The organism is Corynebacterium guaraldiae, assembly GCF_053480195.1.
The window spans coordinates 33,355-50,196 of the sequence record NZ_JBRBAU010000004.1 but is presented as its reverse complement, the minus strand read 5'-3'; the positions used below and the strand labels follow the sequence as shown (position 1 = coordinate 50,196).

General features: G+C 59.7%; 15 protein-coding genes. 11 read left to right on the top strand and 4 right to left on the bottom strand.

The window, feature by feature from the left end; genetic code table 11:
• Positions 1-17: 17 nt before the first annotated feature.
• From yajC to ACUY3D_RS04185, 8 genes are all read left to right on the top strand, one after another.
• Complete coding sequence (gene yajC, locus ACUY3D_RS04220; protein WP_070522112.1) at positions 18-350, top strand: preprotein translocase subunit YajC; 333 nt, start codon at positions 18-20, stop codon at positions 348-350.
• Between the two features lie 186 nt (positions 351-536).
• Entirely contained in the window at positions 537-2,384 is a 1,848-nt protein-coding gene (secD, locus tag ACUY3D_RS04215) for a protein translocase subunit SecD (protein WP_101735688.1), read from the top strand.
• Positions 2,385-2,386: 2 nt separating this feature from the next.
• Positions 2,387-3,538 (top strand): protein translocase subunit SecF, encoded by a 1,152-nt coding sequence (gene secF, locus ACUY3D_RS04210; RefSeq protein ID WP_250224689.1) that lies wholly within the window; start codon positions 2,387-2,389, stop codon positions 3,536-3,538.
• Positions 3,539-3,541: 3 nt separating this feature from the next.
• Positions 3,542-5,152 carry an ABC transporter substrate-binding protein gene (locus tag ACUY3D_RS04205; RefSeq protein WP_448240387.1) on the top strand — a complete coding sequence of 537 codons (1,611 nt, stop codon included), beginning with the start codon at positions 3,542-3,544 and terminating at the stop codon, positions 5,150-5,152.
• Positions 5,149-5,703 carry an adenine phosphoribosyltransferase gene (locus ACUY3D_RS04200; RefSeq protein WP_070522126.1) on the top strand — a complete coding sequence of 185 codons (555 nt, stop codon included), beginning with the start codon at positions 5,149-5,151 and terminating at the stop codon, positions 5,701-5,703. Before ACUY3D_RS04205 ends, ACUY3D_RS04200 begins: the two co-directional genes overlap by 4 nt.
• A gap of 34 nt (positions 5,704-5,737) precedes the next feature.
• Complete coding sequence (locus tag ACUY3D_RS04195; RefSeq protein WP_070522129.1) at positions 5,738-8,035, top strand: RelA/SpoT family protein; 2,298 nt, start codon at positions 5,738-5,740, stop codon at positions 8,033-8,035.
• Positions 8,036-8,206: 171 nt separating this feature from the next.
• Positions 8,207-10,315 carry a 5'-nucleotidase C-terminal domain-containing protein gene (locus ACUY3D_RS04190; protein ID WP_144675073.1) on the top strand — a complete coding sequence of 703 codons (2,109 nt, stop codon included), beginning with the start codon at positions 8,207-8,209 and terminating at the stop codon, positions 10,313-10,315.
• A gap of 68 nt (positions 10,316-10,383) precedes the next feature.
• Positions 10,384-10,974 (top strand): DUF421 domain-containing protein, encoded by a 591-nt coding sequence (locus tag ACUY3D_RS04185; RefSeq protein WP_413541245.1) that lies wholly within the window; start codon positions 10,384-10,386, stop codon positions 10,972-10,974.
• A gap of 107 nt (positions 10,975-11,081) precedes the next feature.
• Here ACUY3D_RS04185 and ACUY3D_RS04180 read toward each other — a convergent pair whose 3' ends face one another.
• From ACUY3D_RS04180 to ACUY3D_RS04170, 3 genes are all read right to left on the bottom strand, one after another.
• Complete coding sequence (locus ACUY3D_RS04180) at positions 11,082-11,333, bottom strand: hypothetical protein (protein ID WP_070708014.1); 252 nt, start codon at positions 11,331-11,333, stop codon at positions 11,082-11,084.
• Between the two features lie 47 nt (positions 11,334-11,380).
• A complete protein-coding gene (locus ACUY3D_RS04175; RefSeq protein WP_070708016.1) occupies positions 11,381-11,737 on the bottom strand; it encodes a hypothetical protein in 357 nt (118 codons plus the stop codon).
• A 288-nt stretch (positions 11,738-12,025) separates the two neighbouring features.
• Positions 12,026-12,886 carry a peptidylprolyl isomerase gene (locus tag ACUY3D_RS04170; RefSeq protein WP_070563264.1) on the bottom strand — a complete coding sequence of 287 codons (861 nt, stop codon included), beginning with the start codon at positions 12,884-12,886 and terminating at the stop codon, positions 12,026-12,028.
• Between the two features lie 106 nt (positions 12,887-12,992).
• Here ACUY3D_RS04170 and tpx point away from each other — a divergent pair, with 106 nt between their 5' ends.
• From tpx to hisS, 3 genes are read left to right on the top strand one after another with little or no spacing between them, the layout of a single operon-like run.
• Complete coding sequence (gene tpx, locus ACUY3D_RS04165; RefSeq protein ID WP_070563267.1) at positions 12,993-13,490, top strand: thiol peroxidase; 498 nt, start codon at positions 12,993-12,995, stop codon at positions 13,488-13,490.
• Complete coding sequence (locus tag ACUY3D_RS04160) at positions 13,490-14,134, top strand: MBL fold metallo-hydrolase (protein WP_070563270.1); 645 nt, start codon at positions 13,490-13,492, stop codon at positions 14,132-14,134. The genes tpx and ACUY3D_RS04160 overlap by 1 nt, the downstream gene beginning before the upstream one ends.
• A gap of 5 nt (positions 14,135-14,139) precedes the next feature.
• Entirely contained in the window at positions 14,140-15,417 is a 1,278-nt protein-coding gene (gene hisS, locus ACUY3D_RS04155) for a histidine--tRNA ligase (protein ID WP_269948114.1), read from the top strand.
• Here the strand turns inward: hisS and ACUY3D_RS04150 are convergent.
• The gene (locus tag ACUY3D_RS04150) at positions 15,414-16,823 is read right to left on the bottom strand and encodes an L-serine ammonia-lyase (RefSeq protein ID WP_070563276.1); all 1,410 of its coding nucleotides are present in this window, start codon (positions 16,821-16,823) and stop codon (positions 15,414-15,416) included. The genes hisS and ACUY3D_RS04150 overlap by 4 nt on opposite strands.
• Positions 16,824-16,842: the final 19 nt, after the last annotated feature.

Below are 16,842 nucleotides of genomic sequence, written 5' to 3'. Positions count from 1 at the left end.
TGGCACACTGACCACTTATGAACGGAACCCAGATTCTTCTACTCCTCGTACTCGCAATTCTCGTAATCTTGCCGAGCTTTATGTCAATGCGCGCGCAGCGCAAGCGCCAAGCGCAGATGCAAGAATTGCAGTCCTCCTTGAAGCCTGGCCAAGAGGTGATTACCGCCGGCGGCCTGCACGGCACCGTGGTGGAAGCCGGTAAGCAGCAGGTTGATTTGCGCGTTAAAGACGGCACCGTGATTACCTTCGACACGATGGCTATCGTGCGATCTGCTGAGCAGGCTGGCACGGTCAACGATGCGCCGGCTGAGGCGGAGGGCGACAACGACGAACGCTTCCCGAAGCTCTAATTCGAGTTGCGCTCGTCACACTGCGGGTGCCTCACCTTAAGCCTGTTAAGGAAAACCGCGGTCCATGACGTACCATGTTGGACTGTGCTTTAGTCATGGTGGCGTCATGGCGCTCAATCGCGTCGTGGAGATGGCTACCATGACCTATGATTTTTAGCCCTGTTCCACACAACACAGGAGAACTTTGTGTCCGCTTCGAAACGTGGTGGCGTTAGCAGCCGTCAACGGCAATGGCCTAAGCGCGCGATAGCGCTGTTTGCGCTCATTGTCATCGTGATTTACGCACTGATATTTCTGACCGGTGATAAGTCACCAACCCCAAAGCTCGGCATTGATCTGCAGGGTGGTACTCGCGTAACCCTGGTTCCGCAGGGTGAGGACCCAACCCAGGAGCAGCTGCAGCAGGCGCGCACCATCCTCGAGCAGCGTGTGAACGGCATGGGTGTTTCGGGCTCTGAGGTCGTCATCAGTGGATCCAGCTTGGTGATTACTGTTCCGGGCGAAGATGCGTCCCAGGCGCAGGCAGTGGGTCAAACCTCTCAGCTGCTGTTCCGCCCGGTGGGCGAGCAGCCCATGCCGGATATGGACAAGCTTGAGAAGTCCATGACTGATACGGCTAACCGCTGGGTCAAGTACGGAGTCGTGACGCCAGAGCAGGCCAATAAGGCGCTGGCCTCCATTCACGATGCGCTCAACCAGAACGCAGATGCAGCCGCCCAAGGCGGGGAGAAGAAGGACGAAAAGAAGACCCCGGCTCCTACTGTAAGTGAGAAGCCGCTTCCGGCCCCGGCGAACTCTCTCGAGGAATCTGAGCGCCGCGATAAGGTTACTGAGGTTCTGCTTAAGGACCGTCAGTCTGAGGATCCCACCCAACAAACGGCAGCACTGGGCTTGATGACGTGTGACGCGGAATCCGACCCATTGGCCGGAACCGATGACCCGGCAAAGCCGTTGGTGGCTTGCGATTACTCTAATCAGCAGCCCTACTTGCTCAAGCCAGCTCCGCTTCTGGACGGTATTGAGGATCCGAACGGAACCCGCCTGACTGGTAACGAGATTGATAGCAACGCTCCGATTCAGGGCGGCCTGAATTCCCAGACCGGCCAGATGGAGATCAGCTTCGCCTTCAAGACCGGCGATGGTCCCAATGGCTCGCAGACGTGGTCCACCTTGACCCAGGAGTACCTGCAAAAGCAGGTGGCCATCACCCTGGACTCCGGCGTGATTTCTGCTCCGGTAATCCAGGGCGCGACCCCGGTTGGTGCCGCTACCTCCATCACGGGTGATTTCTCTCAGGAGGAGGCACAGAACCTGGCAAATAACCTGCGTTATGGTGCACTGCCGCTGTCCTTTACCGGCTCCAATGGCGAGCCGGGCGGAACGGTGGAGACCGTGCCGCCGTCACTGGGCAAGGCCGCCCTTGAGGCAGCACTCATCGCCGGCATCGTCGGCCTGATTCTGGTTTCGCTGTACTCCATCTACTATTTCCGCGCTCTGTCTTCGGTGGCGCTGCTGGTTCTCGTCACCACCTGCGTCATGCTGTATGGTGCCCTGGTCCTGCTGGGTCGGTGGATCGGCTACTCGCTTGATCTTTCTGGCATGGCAGGCTTGATCATTGGTATTGGTGCCACGGCCGACTCCTTCGTTGTCTACTACGAACGTATGAAGGATGAGATCCTGGGCGGGCGCACATTCCGGTCTGCCACCCGCACGGGTTGGGAGCGCTCGCGGGCAACGATTGTCACGGGTAAGGCCGTGACGCTTATCGGCTCCGTCGTGGTGTACTTCCTCTCTATTGGCGCCGTCAAGGGCTTTGCCTTCACCATGGGCTTGACCACCATCTTCGACCTCATCGTTTCCTTCCTGATCATGGCGCCGCTGATGCAGCTCCTTGGCAGCCGCCCAGCTTTTGCCAAACCGTCGATGAACGGCCTCGGCGGCATCTACAACCTCGTGGAGGAGCGCCGCGAACGCGGCTTTTATGCCAAACCGGCCAAGAAACCCGTCGCTACTGCTACGGATGAGGAGAAGTAATCATGGCTGTCGAAAATACTAACCGCAAGATTTCCCGCTTTGACCGTCTTTACGTAGACGGCAGTGGATTTGACTTCGTTGGTCGGGCCAAGACCTGGTACACCATCGCCGGTGTGCTGCTCATCGCCTCCATCTTGGCTATTGCACTTCGTGGCTTCAATCTGTCACTGGACTTTGAGGGAGGCACGAAGCTCAACATGCCAGCTGGGGATCTGTCCACCGAACAGGTAGAGGAAACCTTTACAGAGGCCACCGGTGTTACCCCAGAGCTGGTGCAGATCGTGGGCGCGGGTTCCTCGGAGACGCTGGAAATCACGTCCGAGCGTCTGACCCAGGATGAGGTTAATCAGGCCCGCCAAGCCATCTTTGAGAAGTATCAGGTCAAGGATGACAACGGTAAGCCGAGCCCGGATGCGATCGGTTCTTCGACGGTGTCGGAATCGTGGGGCTCGTCGATTACCAAGCGCATGGTCATCGCGATGGCCGTATTCCTCGTCCTGGCCACCATTTACGTGGCGGTCCGCCTGCAGCGGGACATGGCCTTTGCGGCAATTCTTGCCCTCATTTTTGATGGTGTGTTCATTGCCGGAATCTATGCGCTCTTTGGCATCGAGGTGTCCCCGGCAGTCATCATTGGTCTGCTGACGGTGCTGACCTTCTCCCTCTACGACTCCGTCATTGTCTTTGACAAGGTGGACGAGAATACGACGGGATTGGAAGGCCAGCGCAAGAAGACTTATGGGGAGCTTACCAACTTGGCCATTAACCAAACGGTGATGCGTTCGATCTCCACGTCTATTATCTCAGCCCTGCCGATCATCGCTCTGTTCGTTGTCGCCGTATGGCTGATGGGTATCGGCACGCTGCGAGATCTTGCTCTTGTTCAGTTCATTGGCGTTATCGAGGGCGTATTCTCCTCAATTTTCCTCGCTACGACGCTTCTGGTGACTTTGTCGAACCAGCGAAAGAGCGTGAAGAAGCACAACGCCGTGGTTGCCGCCTACCGTGCGGAGGGCGCGCCTACGGAGGCAGGCGAAGGCGATGAGGAACCGAAGGCTACGCGCACCGTCGTTTCCCCATCCGCGGCTTCGCATTCTGAGCCTGAGCCACCTACTGGCGAGTCGGGTGGGGCGTCCTGGCGCCCCGGGCGTTAAGCCGTGCGTACATCTCCAGTCGCGGCACTGCTGGCCCTGGCCCTCACCGTGACAGCGTGCGGCTCTAATGAGGAGGGTGCGGGGGAGGACTCTTCGGCATCACGTTTCGCGGTGCTGAGCGATTCCCCCCTTGCTACTAGTAACGCAGCCTCCGCGTGGGGCGATGCCGTCGGGGCTGCCCAGCTAGCAAGCCGCGTCTATCCTGCGCTGTACGTACCGGGCCCAGCCGGGCAGATGGTGCCCAACTCAGATCTTGCTCACGCGGAGTATTTCGCTCCCGACGGCGATGAGACCGGGGCACACGTGGACTTCACGCTGACGGAGCAGGCTCGCTTCGCCGACGGCGAAGCAGTGACCTGTGATGATTACCTCTTGGCCTACACCGCTGGCCAGCTGAGTGAGACCTTTGGCTCCCACCTTCCGCTGATGGAAGAGGTCAGCGGAGTGGAATGCGCGCCTCACAGCAAGAAATTCACCGTGTGGTTTACGCCCGATACGGGGTCGCGGTGGCGCTACTTGTTTGGCCCCGGCACGGTTCTCCCAGCGCACGTGATGGCTAAGCGGGCGGGGATGAGCGTCGAAGAGCTTAACGCGGCGCTTCACGCTCAGGACATGGCAACCCTGCAACCAGTGGCGGAGGCTTGGCGCGATGGCTTTTCGACGGAACCGGGGCGTTTTGACCCGGACATGCAGGTTTCCTTCGGGCCATATCAGATTGACCGCGTCGAGGATGATGGCTCAATCGTTCTGACGGCGAATGACAACTACTACGGCGACAAGCCTGTCGTGCGTGAAGTAGTCATGTTGCCCAACAGCGCGGATGCGGCAGCGTTTGTAGCCTCAGACGAGCTTCGCGTTGCAGAGTCGCCCACGGCTTCACCCTCGTGGTTGGACCGCAATGCTGAGGGGAAGCCGGTGGACGTGAAATCCATACCGGGTGGCCTGACCGACACTCTGGTCTTCTCGGAGGCTGGGATTTTTGCTCAGCCGTGGGCACGCGCCGCCTTCGCCGCGTGCGTGGATACGCAGCGCTTGGCACAGGCCTCCTCGAAGGAATCAGGCGTGGATGTTCCTGCCGTCACCGTGCGCACGGTGCGCAACGATGATCCAGTTGCGGCCCAGATGGCCTCGCTAACAACAGTCCCCGTCGACAACGCAGCTGCGTCGGGTCTGTCCGGTTACACCATCGGCGTAGGCTACCTCGCTCCCAACCCTCGCTATAAGGCAATGGTTGAGCAGTTGCGCGCGGCCTGCGAGCCCGCGGGAATCACCGTGGAAGACCGCTCCGGAGACCGTGTTTCCCGCGAGCAATTGTCCGCGGATCCCGCGACTGGCCTGCCGGAGATCGACGTCTACCTTGGGGCAGTAGATCCGATGCGTGAGCATTCCGCTCCCGCCTCCAGCGTGAAGAATGCGTCGGCATTGCGCACGTTGGAGCAGGATTTGTGGGAGGAATTGCCGTCTATTCCCATCTCCGCGCAGCCTCGGACCTTTATCACTGACCGCGCTGTGACAGGCGTGGTGCCCTACACTGGCCCTGCGGGTATCGGGTGGAACCTCGACCGTTGGAGCTATACCCCACAAACAGCAACCGAAACTAAGGAAGAGTCGTGAGCGAGATTTACGTCGCAGCAGCACAAGCCTTGAAGGATAAGGTCCGCCTTGTCCAAGACTTCCCGGAGGAGGGAATCCTGTTTGAGGACCTGACCCCGGTATTGGCAGATGCGGAGTCTTTCGCCGCCGTGGTCGATGGCTTGGCGGAGGCCTGCAAAGAGCTCGGTGCCGATTTGGTCGGTGGCCTCGATGCGCGCGGGTTCCTTCTTGGTTCTGCCGTTGCGTACAAGTTAGGGGTGGGAATCCTCGCCATCCGGAAGAAGGGCAAGCTTCCGCCGCCCGTCTTGACCCAGGAATACGAGCTGGAGTACGGCACGGCAGCGCTGGAGATCCCAAACAGTGGTATTGACATTAAGGGCAAGCGCATCGTGCTTGTCGACGACGTCCTCGCCACCGGCGGTACCCTCCACGGAGCCGCATTGCTGCTGGAATCAGCGGGCGCGGAAGTAGCGGGCAACGTCGTGGTTCTGGAGGTCAATGGACTCCAAGGACGTGAGCGACTACAAGGTTCCCCACTGATTGTGCTCAATCAGATGGGAGCAAAGGACTAAGGTTGTATGCCTAAGCTACTTCGCGGAGGCAGACATGACGACTGAAAAGCAGGACAAGACTGCGTGGCGGCCGGGCGGTGTGCGCGGCATGTCCGCCCGCTTGGCGCGCTCGCTGACGGGCGGTCGCGTAAAGATCAATCCGGCGCTGGACCCGTTGATGTCTATCCACCGGGAGTTTCACCCGAAGGCAGACGCAGAGCTCCTCAACAAGGCCTATGCGACGGCGGAGCGGCTGCACGAGGGCGTGTTCCGCAAGTCCGGCGAGCCTTACATTACGCATCCGCTTGCGGTGGCAACCATCGCGGCGGAAATCGGCATGGACACCACGACCGTTGCGGCGGCCTTGCTGCACGACACAGTGGAAGACACCGATTATTCTCTCGAGGATCTCACCCGTGATTTTGGGCCGGAGGTGGCCCGGCTTGTCGACGGAGTTACGAAACTCGACAAGGTCGCCCTCGGCGCCGCCGCCGAAGCTGAGACGATTCGTAAGATGATCGTGGCTATGGCTACGGACCCGCGCGTGCTCGTCATCAAGGTGTGCGATCGCCTGCACAACATGCGAACCATGCGCTTCCTCCCGCCGGAGAAGCAGGCGAAGAAGGCACGGCAAACCCTTGACGTCATTGCGCCGCTTGCTCACCGATTGGGCATGGCAAGCGTTAAGTGGGAACTCGAGGATCTCGCCTTTGCCATTCTGTATCCGAAGAAGTACGACGAAATCGTGCGTATGGTGGCGGACCGCGCTCCCTCACGCGATAAAGCGCTCAAGGAAATCAAGGCCCAGGTAAGCCAAGCCCTCAAGGCAAACGGCATTCAAGCCGAGGTGATGGGGCGCCCGAAGCACTACTGGTCGATTTATCAGAAGATGATCGTTCGTGGGCGTGACTTTGCGGAGATCTTCGATCTCGTCGGAATCCGCATCCTCGTCGACGACATCAACTCCTGTTACGCCGCCATCGGCGTGGTGCACTCGTTGTACCAGGCTCTTCCGGGGCGATTCAAGGATTACATCTCCTCGCCACGCTTCGGCGTCTATCAGTCGCTGCATACCACCGTTATCGCGGACGGCGGCTCCACCCTTGAGGTGCAGGTGCGCACGCACGAGATGCATTACAACGCCGAGTTTGGCGTTGCGGCGCACTGGCGCTACAAGGAGACCAAGGGCAGGAATTCCGGCCACCAAGAAGAAGTGGATCAGATGGCGTGGATGCGCCAGCTGTTGGATTGGCAGAAGGAAGCCGCTGATCCCAATGAGTTCCTGGACTCTCTGCGTTATGACCTGACCGCCAAGCAAATCTTTGCGTTTACCCCGAAGGGTGACGTGATCAATTTGCCCGCTGGTTCCACCCCCGTGGATTTCGCCTATGCGGTGCATACGGAGGTAGGCCATAGGTGCATTGGTGCCAAGGTCAACGGCAAGCTCGTGGCATTGGAATCGGAGCTGAAATCCGGCGATAAAGTTGAGATTTTCACCTCCAAGGATCCGAATGCGGGTCCCTCGCGGGATTGGCAGGAGTTCTTGGTCTCGCCACGGGCTAAGACGAAGGTGCGGCAGTGGTTTGCCAAGGAGCGCCGTGAAGAGCACCTCGAAGCTGGGCGGGATGCCTTGGCCGCCGAGGTCCAGCGTGGCGGCTTGCCCATGCACCGGCTGTTTACCGCTAGTTCGATGAAGCAGGTAGCCGAGCAGTTGCACTACCCGGATGTGGATGCGCTCTATACCGCCATCGGCGCGGGCCATGTCTCAGCTCAGCATGTTGCCAACCAACTCATGGCGCTCTTCGGAGATAGGGACGATGCAGTCGATGCCTTGGCTTCTCGTACTCCGCTCAGCGAGCTGGAGAATTCCCGCGCTCAGCACACGAAGGATTCCGCATCCGGCACCGGAATTTTGGTGGAGGGCAGCCCGGACGTCATGGCCAAGCTGGCGAAGTGCTGCCAGCCTGTGCCTGGTGACGCCATCTTTGGCTTCGTGACCCGCGGCGGCGGCGTGTCCGTGCACCGAGCTGACTGCACCAATGCTGAAAAGCTCAAGTCGGAACCCGAGCGCATGATGCAGGTGGAGTGGGCTGGCGGGCCGAAGTCTTCCGGTGCCTTCTCCGCAACGCTGCAACTGGAGGCCATTGACCGTCAAGGTCTGCTCTTTGAGCTCACCCGGATTTTTAGCGATCAGAGCCTCAACGTATTGTCGATGACCTCCAATCGCGGCGATGACCACATTGCGACTGTGCGCTTCACCTTCTCGGTTTCTGACACCAAGCAGCTGGGGCAGTTGATGACAACCCTGCGTAACACCGAGGGCGTCTTCGACGTCTATCGCGTCACGGCTTAAGGCATCACCCCTCAACTGGGGGTGTGTGGCTGAACGGGAGGTTGCGCCTGGGTGAAACTAGGGGAGATGTTTGGTGAACGCGCTGGTCGTGACGTCAGCAAGCGCTGCGCAATCGTGATGGATGCGTTATAAACACGTGGACAAGATTTCTCTCATACCCAGGAGATCCACGTGAACTTCCGTCGCTTTGGCCAGCTTCTGGCCGCCACCACCGTCACCGCCGTTGCCGTCTCCGGCGCGCCTGCCTTCGCCGCTGAGGCCGACCAGGTGACCATTTCCGTCACCAACTTCACCGACTTCCACGGCCACCTTGAGCTGGCCGAAAACTTTGACAAGGAATCCGAGGAACTGGTTGGCTACTCCGAGATGGGCGCTGCTCGCATGGCTGCGCTCATCAAGGCCGTCAACAAGGACCAGGAGTACGCCTTGACCTCCTCCGGTGATAACGTTGGTGGTTCCGCTTTTGTGTCTGCGATTTCTGAGGACAAGTACACCAACGAGGCCCTCAATGCTATGAATCTCGATGTCACGGCCGTGGGCAACCACGAGTTCGACAAGGGCACCGATGACCTGATGGGCCGTATCAAGGACCAGTCCAACTTCCCGATCCTGGGCGCCAACGTCACCAAAGATGGCAAGCCCCTGCTCGATGCTTCCTTCGTCAAGGAGGTAGACGGCGTGAAGGTGGGCTTCGTTGGTACCGTCACCGAGAACACCAAGTACAAGGTGTCCGCTGCGTCCATCCCGGGCGTCGAGTTCTCCGACCCGGTCGAGGCCACCAATAAGGAAGCCAGCCGACTGAAGGAATCCGGCAAGGCTGACGTCGTTGTGGCGCTCATGCACGAGGACGCTCAGCAGTACGCGGAGGGCTTCAGCAAGGATGTGGATATCCTCTTTGGCGGTGATACTCACGTTAAGACCCAGGGCGAGGTTGCTCGTGAGGGGGCAATGCCGCTGTACTGGGCACAGGGCTACGAGTACGGCAAGGTGCTTAACGACGCCGACATCACCTTCGACAAAGCCGAGAAGAAAATCACCAAGATTGATCTCAAGCAGTACGACGTGGCCAACGCAGAGGTCTTCGCCCAGCTGCAGGGCCTCGAAGACGACCCCGAGGTGGCTAAGATCGTCGAGGAAGCAAAGAAGGTAGCGGAGATTGAGGGTGCCAAGACTGCTGGTACCACCGAGAAGGCCATGTACCGCGGTTCTGATGAGGGCAAGGACACCGGTACCAACCGCGGTGTGGAGTCGACCCTCAACAACTTTATTGCCGATGGCCAGCGCTTTGCTCTATCTAAGCAGACGGACAAGGACATCGAAATCGGTGTTATGAACGCAGGCGGTGTGCGCGCCGACCTCAAGCAAGGTGATGTTTCCTACCAGGACATCTTTGCCGTTCAGCCATTCGGTAATTACGTGATCACCGCGGAGGTTAGCGGCGCAGACTTCATTACCGCGTTGGAGAACCAGTGGAAGCCTGGCCAGTCCCGCCCGCGCCTGGCTCTGGGCCTGTCCAACAACGTCACCGTTGTCTACGACCAGAAGGCTGAGCAGGGCAAGCGCGTTAAGTCTGTCACCATTAACGGTGAACCGATTGACCCGGAGAAGAACTACAGCATTGCTCTGTCCTCCTTCCTTGCCTCCAGCGAGACGGAGGCCGGCGGCGATGGCTTCTTTGAGCCCGGTTCCATCAAGAACCGCAATGACGTTGGCTACATGGACACCCAGGCGATGATTGACTACATCGCTTCCGGCGAGTCCAAGGTCCGCACCGGCCAGGGCCAGATTGGTGCCCACGTGTCTGGTGACCTGAAGCCGGGGGAGGAGATCACAGTCGAGCTTTCCTCTCTGAACTACTCCAACGCAGAAGAGCCACAGGCTAAGAAGGTCACCGTTGCTCTGGGTGACGCTAAGGCCGAGGCAGACATTGACAACGCAGCACAGCCCGGTGACGAGCAGTTCGGCGAGCGTGGCCGCGCAACCGTCAAGCTCACCATCCCGGAGGGCCTAAAGGGCGAGCAGAAGCTGCTCATTACTACCGATGCTGGCACTGAAGCCGCCCTTCCGATTTCCCTCGACGGTGACGACGACGCGAAGGACCCGAAGGATACTGGTTCCGCCAAGGATGCAGCTTCCTCCATCGGCTTGGGTGTGGGTATCACCGCCGCTATCGCTGCCGCCATTGCCGCTGTGATTGGTGCCATCAACATGCCGGTTGCTGCGCTCCCAGCACCGGTGCAGCAGCTGATTGAGCAGCTGCGCAAGCAGTTCAACATCTAGTCTGTACTGATGCACAAGCCCGCACTATCGTGCGGGCTTTTCTCATGTGGAAGGTATGGTGGAAAGCTGTGGATACACTGAGGCTGTTTGGACGCGAGGCAATGTACCAGCTAGGTATCGAGCCTCACCGAATCCCACTGGTGATGCTCGCGACGCTGGGTATTTATTTGGCCTTTATGGTCTTGGTCAAGCTCTTTGGCAGCCGCGTTTTGACGTCCATCACCGCTTCCGATGCCGTCATCATCATTATGTTCGGCGCGGTTTCAGGCCGCGTGATTGTAGGCAACCCGCCGACCCTCGCCGCCGGAGTCATTGGTCTCTTCACACTTATGCTCCTGGAGGCAGCCTTCGGTACCTTCCGGCAGCTCGTGACATGGTCACGTTTCATCGACCGCAAACCGGTGCTCTTGGTTTATAAGGGGCAGCTGCAGGAAGACAATATGAGCTTTGCGCACATCACCGAAAGGGATATCAATTCCGCTGTGCGCAAGGCGGGCCTTGGTCGGCGCACCGACGTGCAGCTAATGATCTTGGAACCAACTGGTCAGATTTCTGTCATTCGCCGTGGCCAGCTTGTTGACGCCTCCGTGTTTAAGGATGTGCTCGGTGCCGAGCGAATTCAGGAAGTGGAGGAAGATTCACAAAGGGATGGCAATTAAGTCTTAGCCCTTTGAAGAGGCGCCACCTAGAAGAGGTGCTGCGAACCGGAAAACGAAAAATCTCCCCTCGTGCATAATACACAAGGGGAGAGTGGCGAGTTTGTGGCTTACTTGCCAGCGAACTGGTCAGCGAGACGCATAGCGTCATCCATCGCATCGATGATGGAGGTGAAGACCTTGATCCACTCGCGGATCTCCTTCGGGCTGATGTTGCCCTCATCGTCAGAAGAGAGAGCGAAGAAAGCCTTGGAGGAGCCGTCATCCTCAACCGGAGCTGCAGAAGCAACTGCGGTGCCGGAGAAGGCGATAGTTGCAGCAGTAGCAGCAGCAACGATGGACTTACGGGAGAAGAACTTCATAGTTGTGTGTCCTAAACTGAATCGAAGGTGATCGGAGATCGTCCGACTTACTTAGCGTTAGGTGCGAAGTACTTGTTGTAGAAAGCGAAAGCGGTGCCCAGAGCGCCAATGACGGCGGTGAAGACGGCGATCCAGTCGCGGATTTCCTTCGGGTCCATGTCGGAGATGGAGGAACCCTCGGAGTCGTCGGAGGAGGAAGAAGAGTCCTCGTCGGTCTTGCTCGGGGTCGTGGTGGTCTCGGCGGCCGGCTTGGTGGTGGACGGAGCTGCCGGGGTGGTGGTAGCCGTAGCGGTGGCGGTGGCCTCCGGGGTGGTGGTCTCAGCGTTAGCAACGGTCACGCCGGACAGGGAAACGGCAGCGGTGGTAGCGGCAGCGACAAGGGCCTTACGGGAGAAGAGCTTCATTCTCGTTCCTTATACATCTCGGGAATTTCAAAGACCTCACAGATGCTACTGAGGCATTGCGGGTTTTGCAAGGGATCTGACAATCAATTGATGAATCTGTGTGGCGGCTGTCCGCGGCATGTGAGCTGGGGTTTGGTCCGGTGCAGGTTGTGGACGTGGGTAATAGTTTGCCAAATGAACAGCTCAAGGCTAAGAAATTCTTAGTCCAGGTGGGGAGGGGCGGTTGGAATGGGAAAGGCCCCGCTCGCTGAATGCGAGCGGGGCCGGCCACCGTAAAGGGGGTAAAACTTAGCTCTCGACGGTTGCCTTGGTGATGCGAACTTCCTCAGCGGGAGCGCCGTCGGACTGTCCATCCTTGACACCCTTGGCAGCGATGGCGTCGATGGTCTTCTGTCCCTTCTCCGTCAGGGCGCCAAAATAGGTGTAGGAGGGCGGAAGCTGCGAGTCCTTATAGTTAATGAAGAACTGGGAACCATTGGTGTCTTCGCCGGCATTAGCCATGGCGATGGAACCCTTCGGGTACAGAGCAGGCTGTGCCCTAGCGGCGTCGTCAGCCTCATCGGTGGGGTACTCATTGGCAAACTGGAAGCCCGGTCCACCAGAACCCTTGCCGGTCGGATCACCGCACTGCAGGACGGAGAGGGTGCCCTCCGTCATGCGGTGGCACACGGTGTCGTCGTAGTACTTCGCGGAAATCATGTCCGTGATTGCGTTGACGGTACACGGAGCAAGCGAGCGATCGAGAGTCATCTCAATATCGCCTTGCTTGGTGGCGAAATTGACGGTCACTTCACCCTTGGCAGGAATGTTCTTTCCTTGCGGAGTAGGGACATCGCGGGAAGCGTCGCCAGTCTCGTTGTACTCGCAGGTGACGGTCTCACCGAGCGGCTTAGCGCGCTTGCCGCTCAATGCTTCGGCGGTAGGGGCTTCAGTGGGCGTATCGGCGGCGGAGGTTTCCGAGGCCTGAATCTCTTCTTCCTCCGGCGAGCGCGTGGCCAAGAACCAGATACCGCCGACGAGGGCAACAATAACGACGGCGGCCATCAAAACGACGCTGAGCGGGCGGCTCTTCTGTTTACGGTCGCGGGATTTCAGCTCGCGATCGAGCTGGTTGAGCGCATCATCCAAGCGCTGGCTGTTAGTAGACACCTATGTTTCCTCCACAGTGGTGGTTTAAAAACTTTGACCCACCTATCCTAACCGCACGCTAGTTCACCGTGGCGCGCCGCCCCGCACGTCAGTACGCTTGGGTGCCATGGCTACTACGAATTTTCAGAATGAACCCGTCGAAACCAATGCTGAGCTGCCGAAGGTTGGTGACGCCCTGCCGGACTTCACCCTCGTCGGCACCGACTTGTCTGAGCTAACCAATGCGGACTTCGCTGGCAAGCGCCTGGTGGTGTCCTGCTTCCCGTCCGTGGATACCGGCGTGTGTGCAGCGCAGCTGCGCAAGTTCAATCAAGAGGCGGCTGGTCTGGAGAACACCGTTGTCTTGTCCGTCTCCCGTGACCTGCCTTTCGCACAGGAGCGTTTCTGCGCTGCTGAAGGTATTGAGAACGTCGTCAGCGCTTCTGATTTCCGCTCCGATTTCGCCGACAAGCTGGGCCTCGTCCTGGAAGGCTCCCCGCTCAAGGGCCTGTGTGCCCGCGCGGTCATCGTCACCGACGAGAACCACAAGGTGACCTACACCGAGCTGGTTCCAGAGGTTACGACTGAACCGGACTACGACGCAGCTTTGGCCGCCCTCAAGTAATGAACACACCCGATATCTACGGTTTCGCCGCAGGGCCTTATAAAACCAACACCTATGTTGTGGCTAACGGCTCGCGGGCGTTCATCGTGGACCCAGGGATGCACACACGCGAGCGCCTTGAGCAGCTCGCGCGTGAGAAGTCCCTGGAATTTGAGGCCGTCGTGCTGACCCACGGTCACATTGACCACACGCGTGATGCCGCTGAGTTTAACCTGCCGGTCTACATCCACCCGGATGACGCGTTCATGTTGGTGGATGGCTCCGGAGTATCTCCCGAATCGCAGATGCTTTTCGCCGCCGCTTCCATGAAGCAGGTAGCGGACCGGCGTGATCTGCTGGGTGGTGAGACGCTGAGCCTCGTCGGCCTGGAGTTTGACTTACTCCATGCGCCGGGGCATTCACCGGGGTGCGTCATGCTCGTGGCCGAGGATTTTGCGCTGACCGGTGACGTGTTATTCAAGGGCTCGATCGGCCGTACAGACCTTCCGCATTCCGATCCCGCGGCGATGCAGCGCTCATTGCGCGGTCCGGTGTGGGGCCTTGATGATTCCCTTGCTATCTTGCCGGGCCACGGCCCAACATCGACGATGCGCCGCGAACGCGCGACTAATCCGTTTCTCCGTGCGGCGGGGGATGTACTCTAAAGGGCGTGAGTGATAAGAAGCAGTTCAAAGCCCTGTCCGCGCCCAAGGGTGTGCCGGACTACGTTCCGCCGCAATCGGCCATCTTTGCCAAGGTTCGTGAGACCTTCGTGCATCAGGCACATCTGTCCGGCTTCCAACACATCGAACTCCCCGTCTTTGAGGACACGTCGCTGTTCGCCCGTGGCGTGGGGGAGTCCACGGACGTCGTGTCGAAGGAGATGTACACCTTCGCCGATCGCGGCGACCGCTCTGTGACTCTGCGCCCCGAAGGTACCGCGGGTGTTATGCGCGCAGTTATTGAGCACAACCTCGACCGCGGTCAGTTGCCGGTCAAGCTCAATTACTTTGGTCCCTTCTTCCGCTACGAACGCCCGCAGGCTGGCCGCTACCGCCAGCTGCAGCAGGTCGGCGTCGAGGCCATTGGTGTCGATGATCCGGCGCTGGACGCGGAAATCATCGCGCTAGCGGACCGCTCCTACCGCAGCCTGGGGCTTAGCCAGTTCCGTCTGGAGCTGACCAGCCTGGGGGACCACGACTGCCGCCCGGCCTACCGTGAAAAGCTGCAGGAATTCCTGTTCAAGCTGGACCTCGACGAGGAAACCAGGGCCCGCGCGGAGCTGAACCCGCTGCGCGTGCTCGATGACAAGCGCCCGGAGGTCCAGGAGCAGCTTGTCGACGCCCCCCTCATGCTCGACCACCTCAATGCCGAGTGCCGCGAGCACTTTGAGACGGTCACTGGCTTGCTCGATGACATGGGCGTGCCCTACACCATCAACCCGCGCATGGTCCGCGGTCTTGATTACTACACGAAGACCTGTTTCGAATTCGTCCACGATGGACTCGGCGCGCAGTCCGGCATTGGCGGCGGCGGCCGCTACGACGGCCTCATGGCTCAGCTCGGCGGACAGGAATTGTCCGGTATCGGCTACGGCCTCGGCGTGGACCGCACGGTTTTGGCCCTGGAGGCCGAGGGCGTGGAGCTCGAGGGCGTCGAAGAACGCGTGGCCGTTTATGGCGTTGCTTTGGGCGCGGCGGCAAAGAAGAAGATGGTCAGCATCATTAATGATCTCCGCAAAGCCGGTATTTCCGCGGATATGTCCTTCGGTGACCGCGGCCTCAAGGGAGCGATGAAGGGTGCTGATCGCGCCAACGCCCGCTTCGCACTCGTCCTCGGTGACCAAGAGCTAGAGTCTGGCACCGTGGCGCTGAAGGATCTGCGCGCGCACGAGCAGCACGACGTCCCGGTGGGGGACGTCGTCAAGCAGCTTCGCCAGCTCGTTTAGCACTCCACCTGCGAGACGGTGAAGCCCATCGTCTTCGCCAGGCCGCCGAGCGAGGTCTCCTTGTACTTGGAGAGCATGTCGCGTCCGGTTTCGGCCATGGTGCGCACCGCGTTATCGAGGGTAACGTGGTGCGTTCCCTCACCCATGAGAGCAAGGCGCGCGGCGTTGATGGACTTGACTGCGCCGATGGCGTTGCGCTCGATGCAGGGAATCTGCACGAGGCCTCCGACGGGGTCACAGGTCAGGCCGAGGTTGTGCTCAAGGGCAATCTCGGCGGCGTTTTCCACCTGTTCCGGTGTTGCTCCGAGTAGTTCTGCCATGCCAGCAGCTGCCATGGAGGACGCTGAGCCAACCTCGCCCTGGCAGCCCACCTCCGCGCCGGAAATTGAGGCATTGGACTTGATGATGATGCCAATGGCACCTGCGGTCAGCAGGTAGCGGCGGGCATCGGAGCGGGTGAAATCAGCCTGGAAGTCACGCGCGTAGTGCAGCACGGCGGGGATGATGCCACACGCGCCGTTAGTGGGGGCGGTGATGACGCGGCCGCCGGCGGCATTCTGTTCGTTGACGGCAAGCGCGTAGAGGTTGACCCATTCCATCGCGGACAAGCCACAGGACTCGTCGTTTTGCTTGGCCAGAAGTTGTTGGTACATGCGTGGCGCGCGGCGGTTCACGCGCAGGCCACCGGGAAGGATTCCCTTGGAGGAAATGCCCTCGGTCACGCACTCGCGCATGATATCCCAGACCAAGTCAAGGTGCTGGTAGACGTAGTCGAGACCGCCTTCTTCGCGGTGCAACACGGCCTCGTTGGCGGCGACGATTTCCCAGATAGCTTTGTCATTGGCCGCACACAGGTGAAGCAGGTGTTCGCCGGACTGGAACTCATAAGGAACGGTGTCCTCAGCGGTGGCCGCGGCGACACCGGCTGGCACACCGGTGTCTGTTTGGAGCTGGGCATCGTATTCCTCGCGGGACAGGATAAAGCCGCCGCCGACGGAGAAGTACTCTGCATTCTCGGCGAGTACCCTGCCGTTCTCGTCCCAGGCCGTAAAGATGAGGCAGTTCGGGTGTTCCGGCACCGGTTCGTTGTTGAATTCGATGCTGTATTGCACTTCGCCTGCGGGGCCAGAAATGGTGCCCTCGGTGGGGATAAAGGCATCGGCGCGTGGCTCTGCGTCGAGTGGCACGGACAGCGGATCCCATCCGGCGAGGCCCAGAATCACGGCGCGATCCGTGGCGTGGCCGCGGCCGGTAGCGGATAGGGAACCGCGCAGTACGGTGTGGACCTTGGCCGGGTGTTGATCAAGCGCCTCGAGGAAGGCCTTAGCCGCGCGCATGGGGCCGACTGTATGGGAGGAGGAGGGGCCGATTCCGATGGAGAAGATATCGGTCACGCTAATTGTCATGTGGGGGTGAAACCTCCTT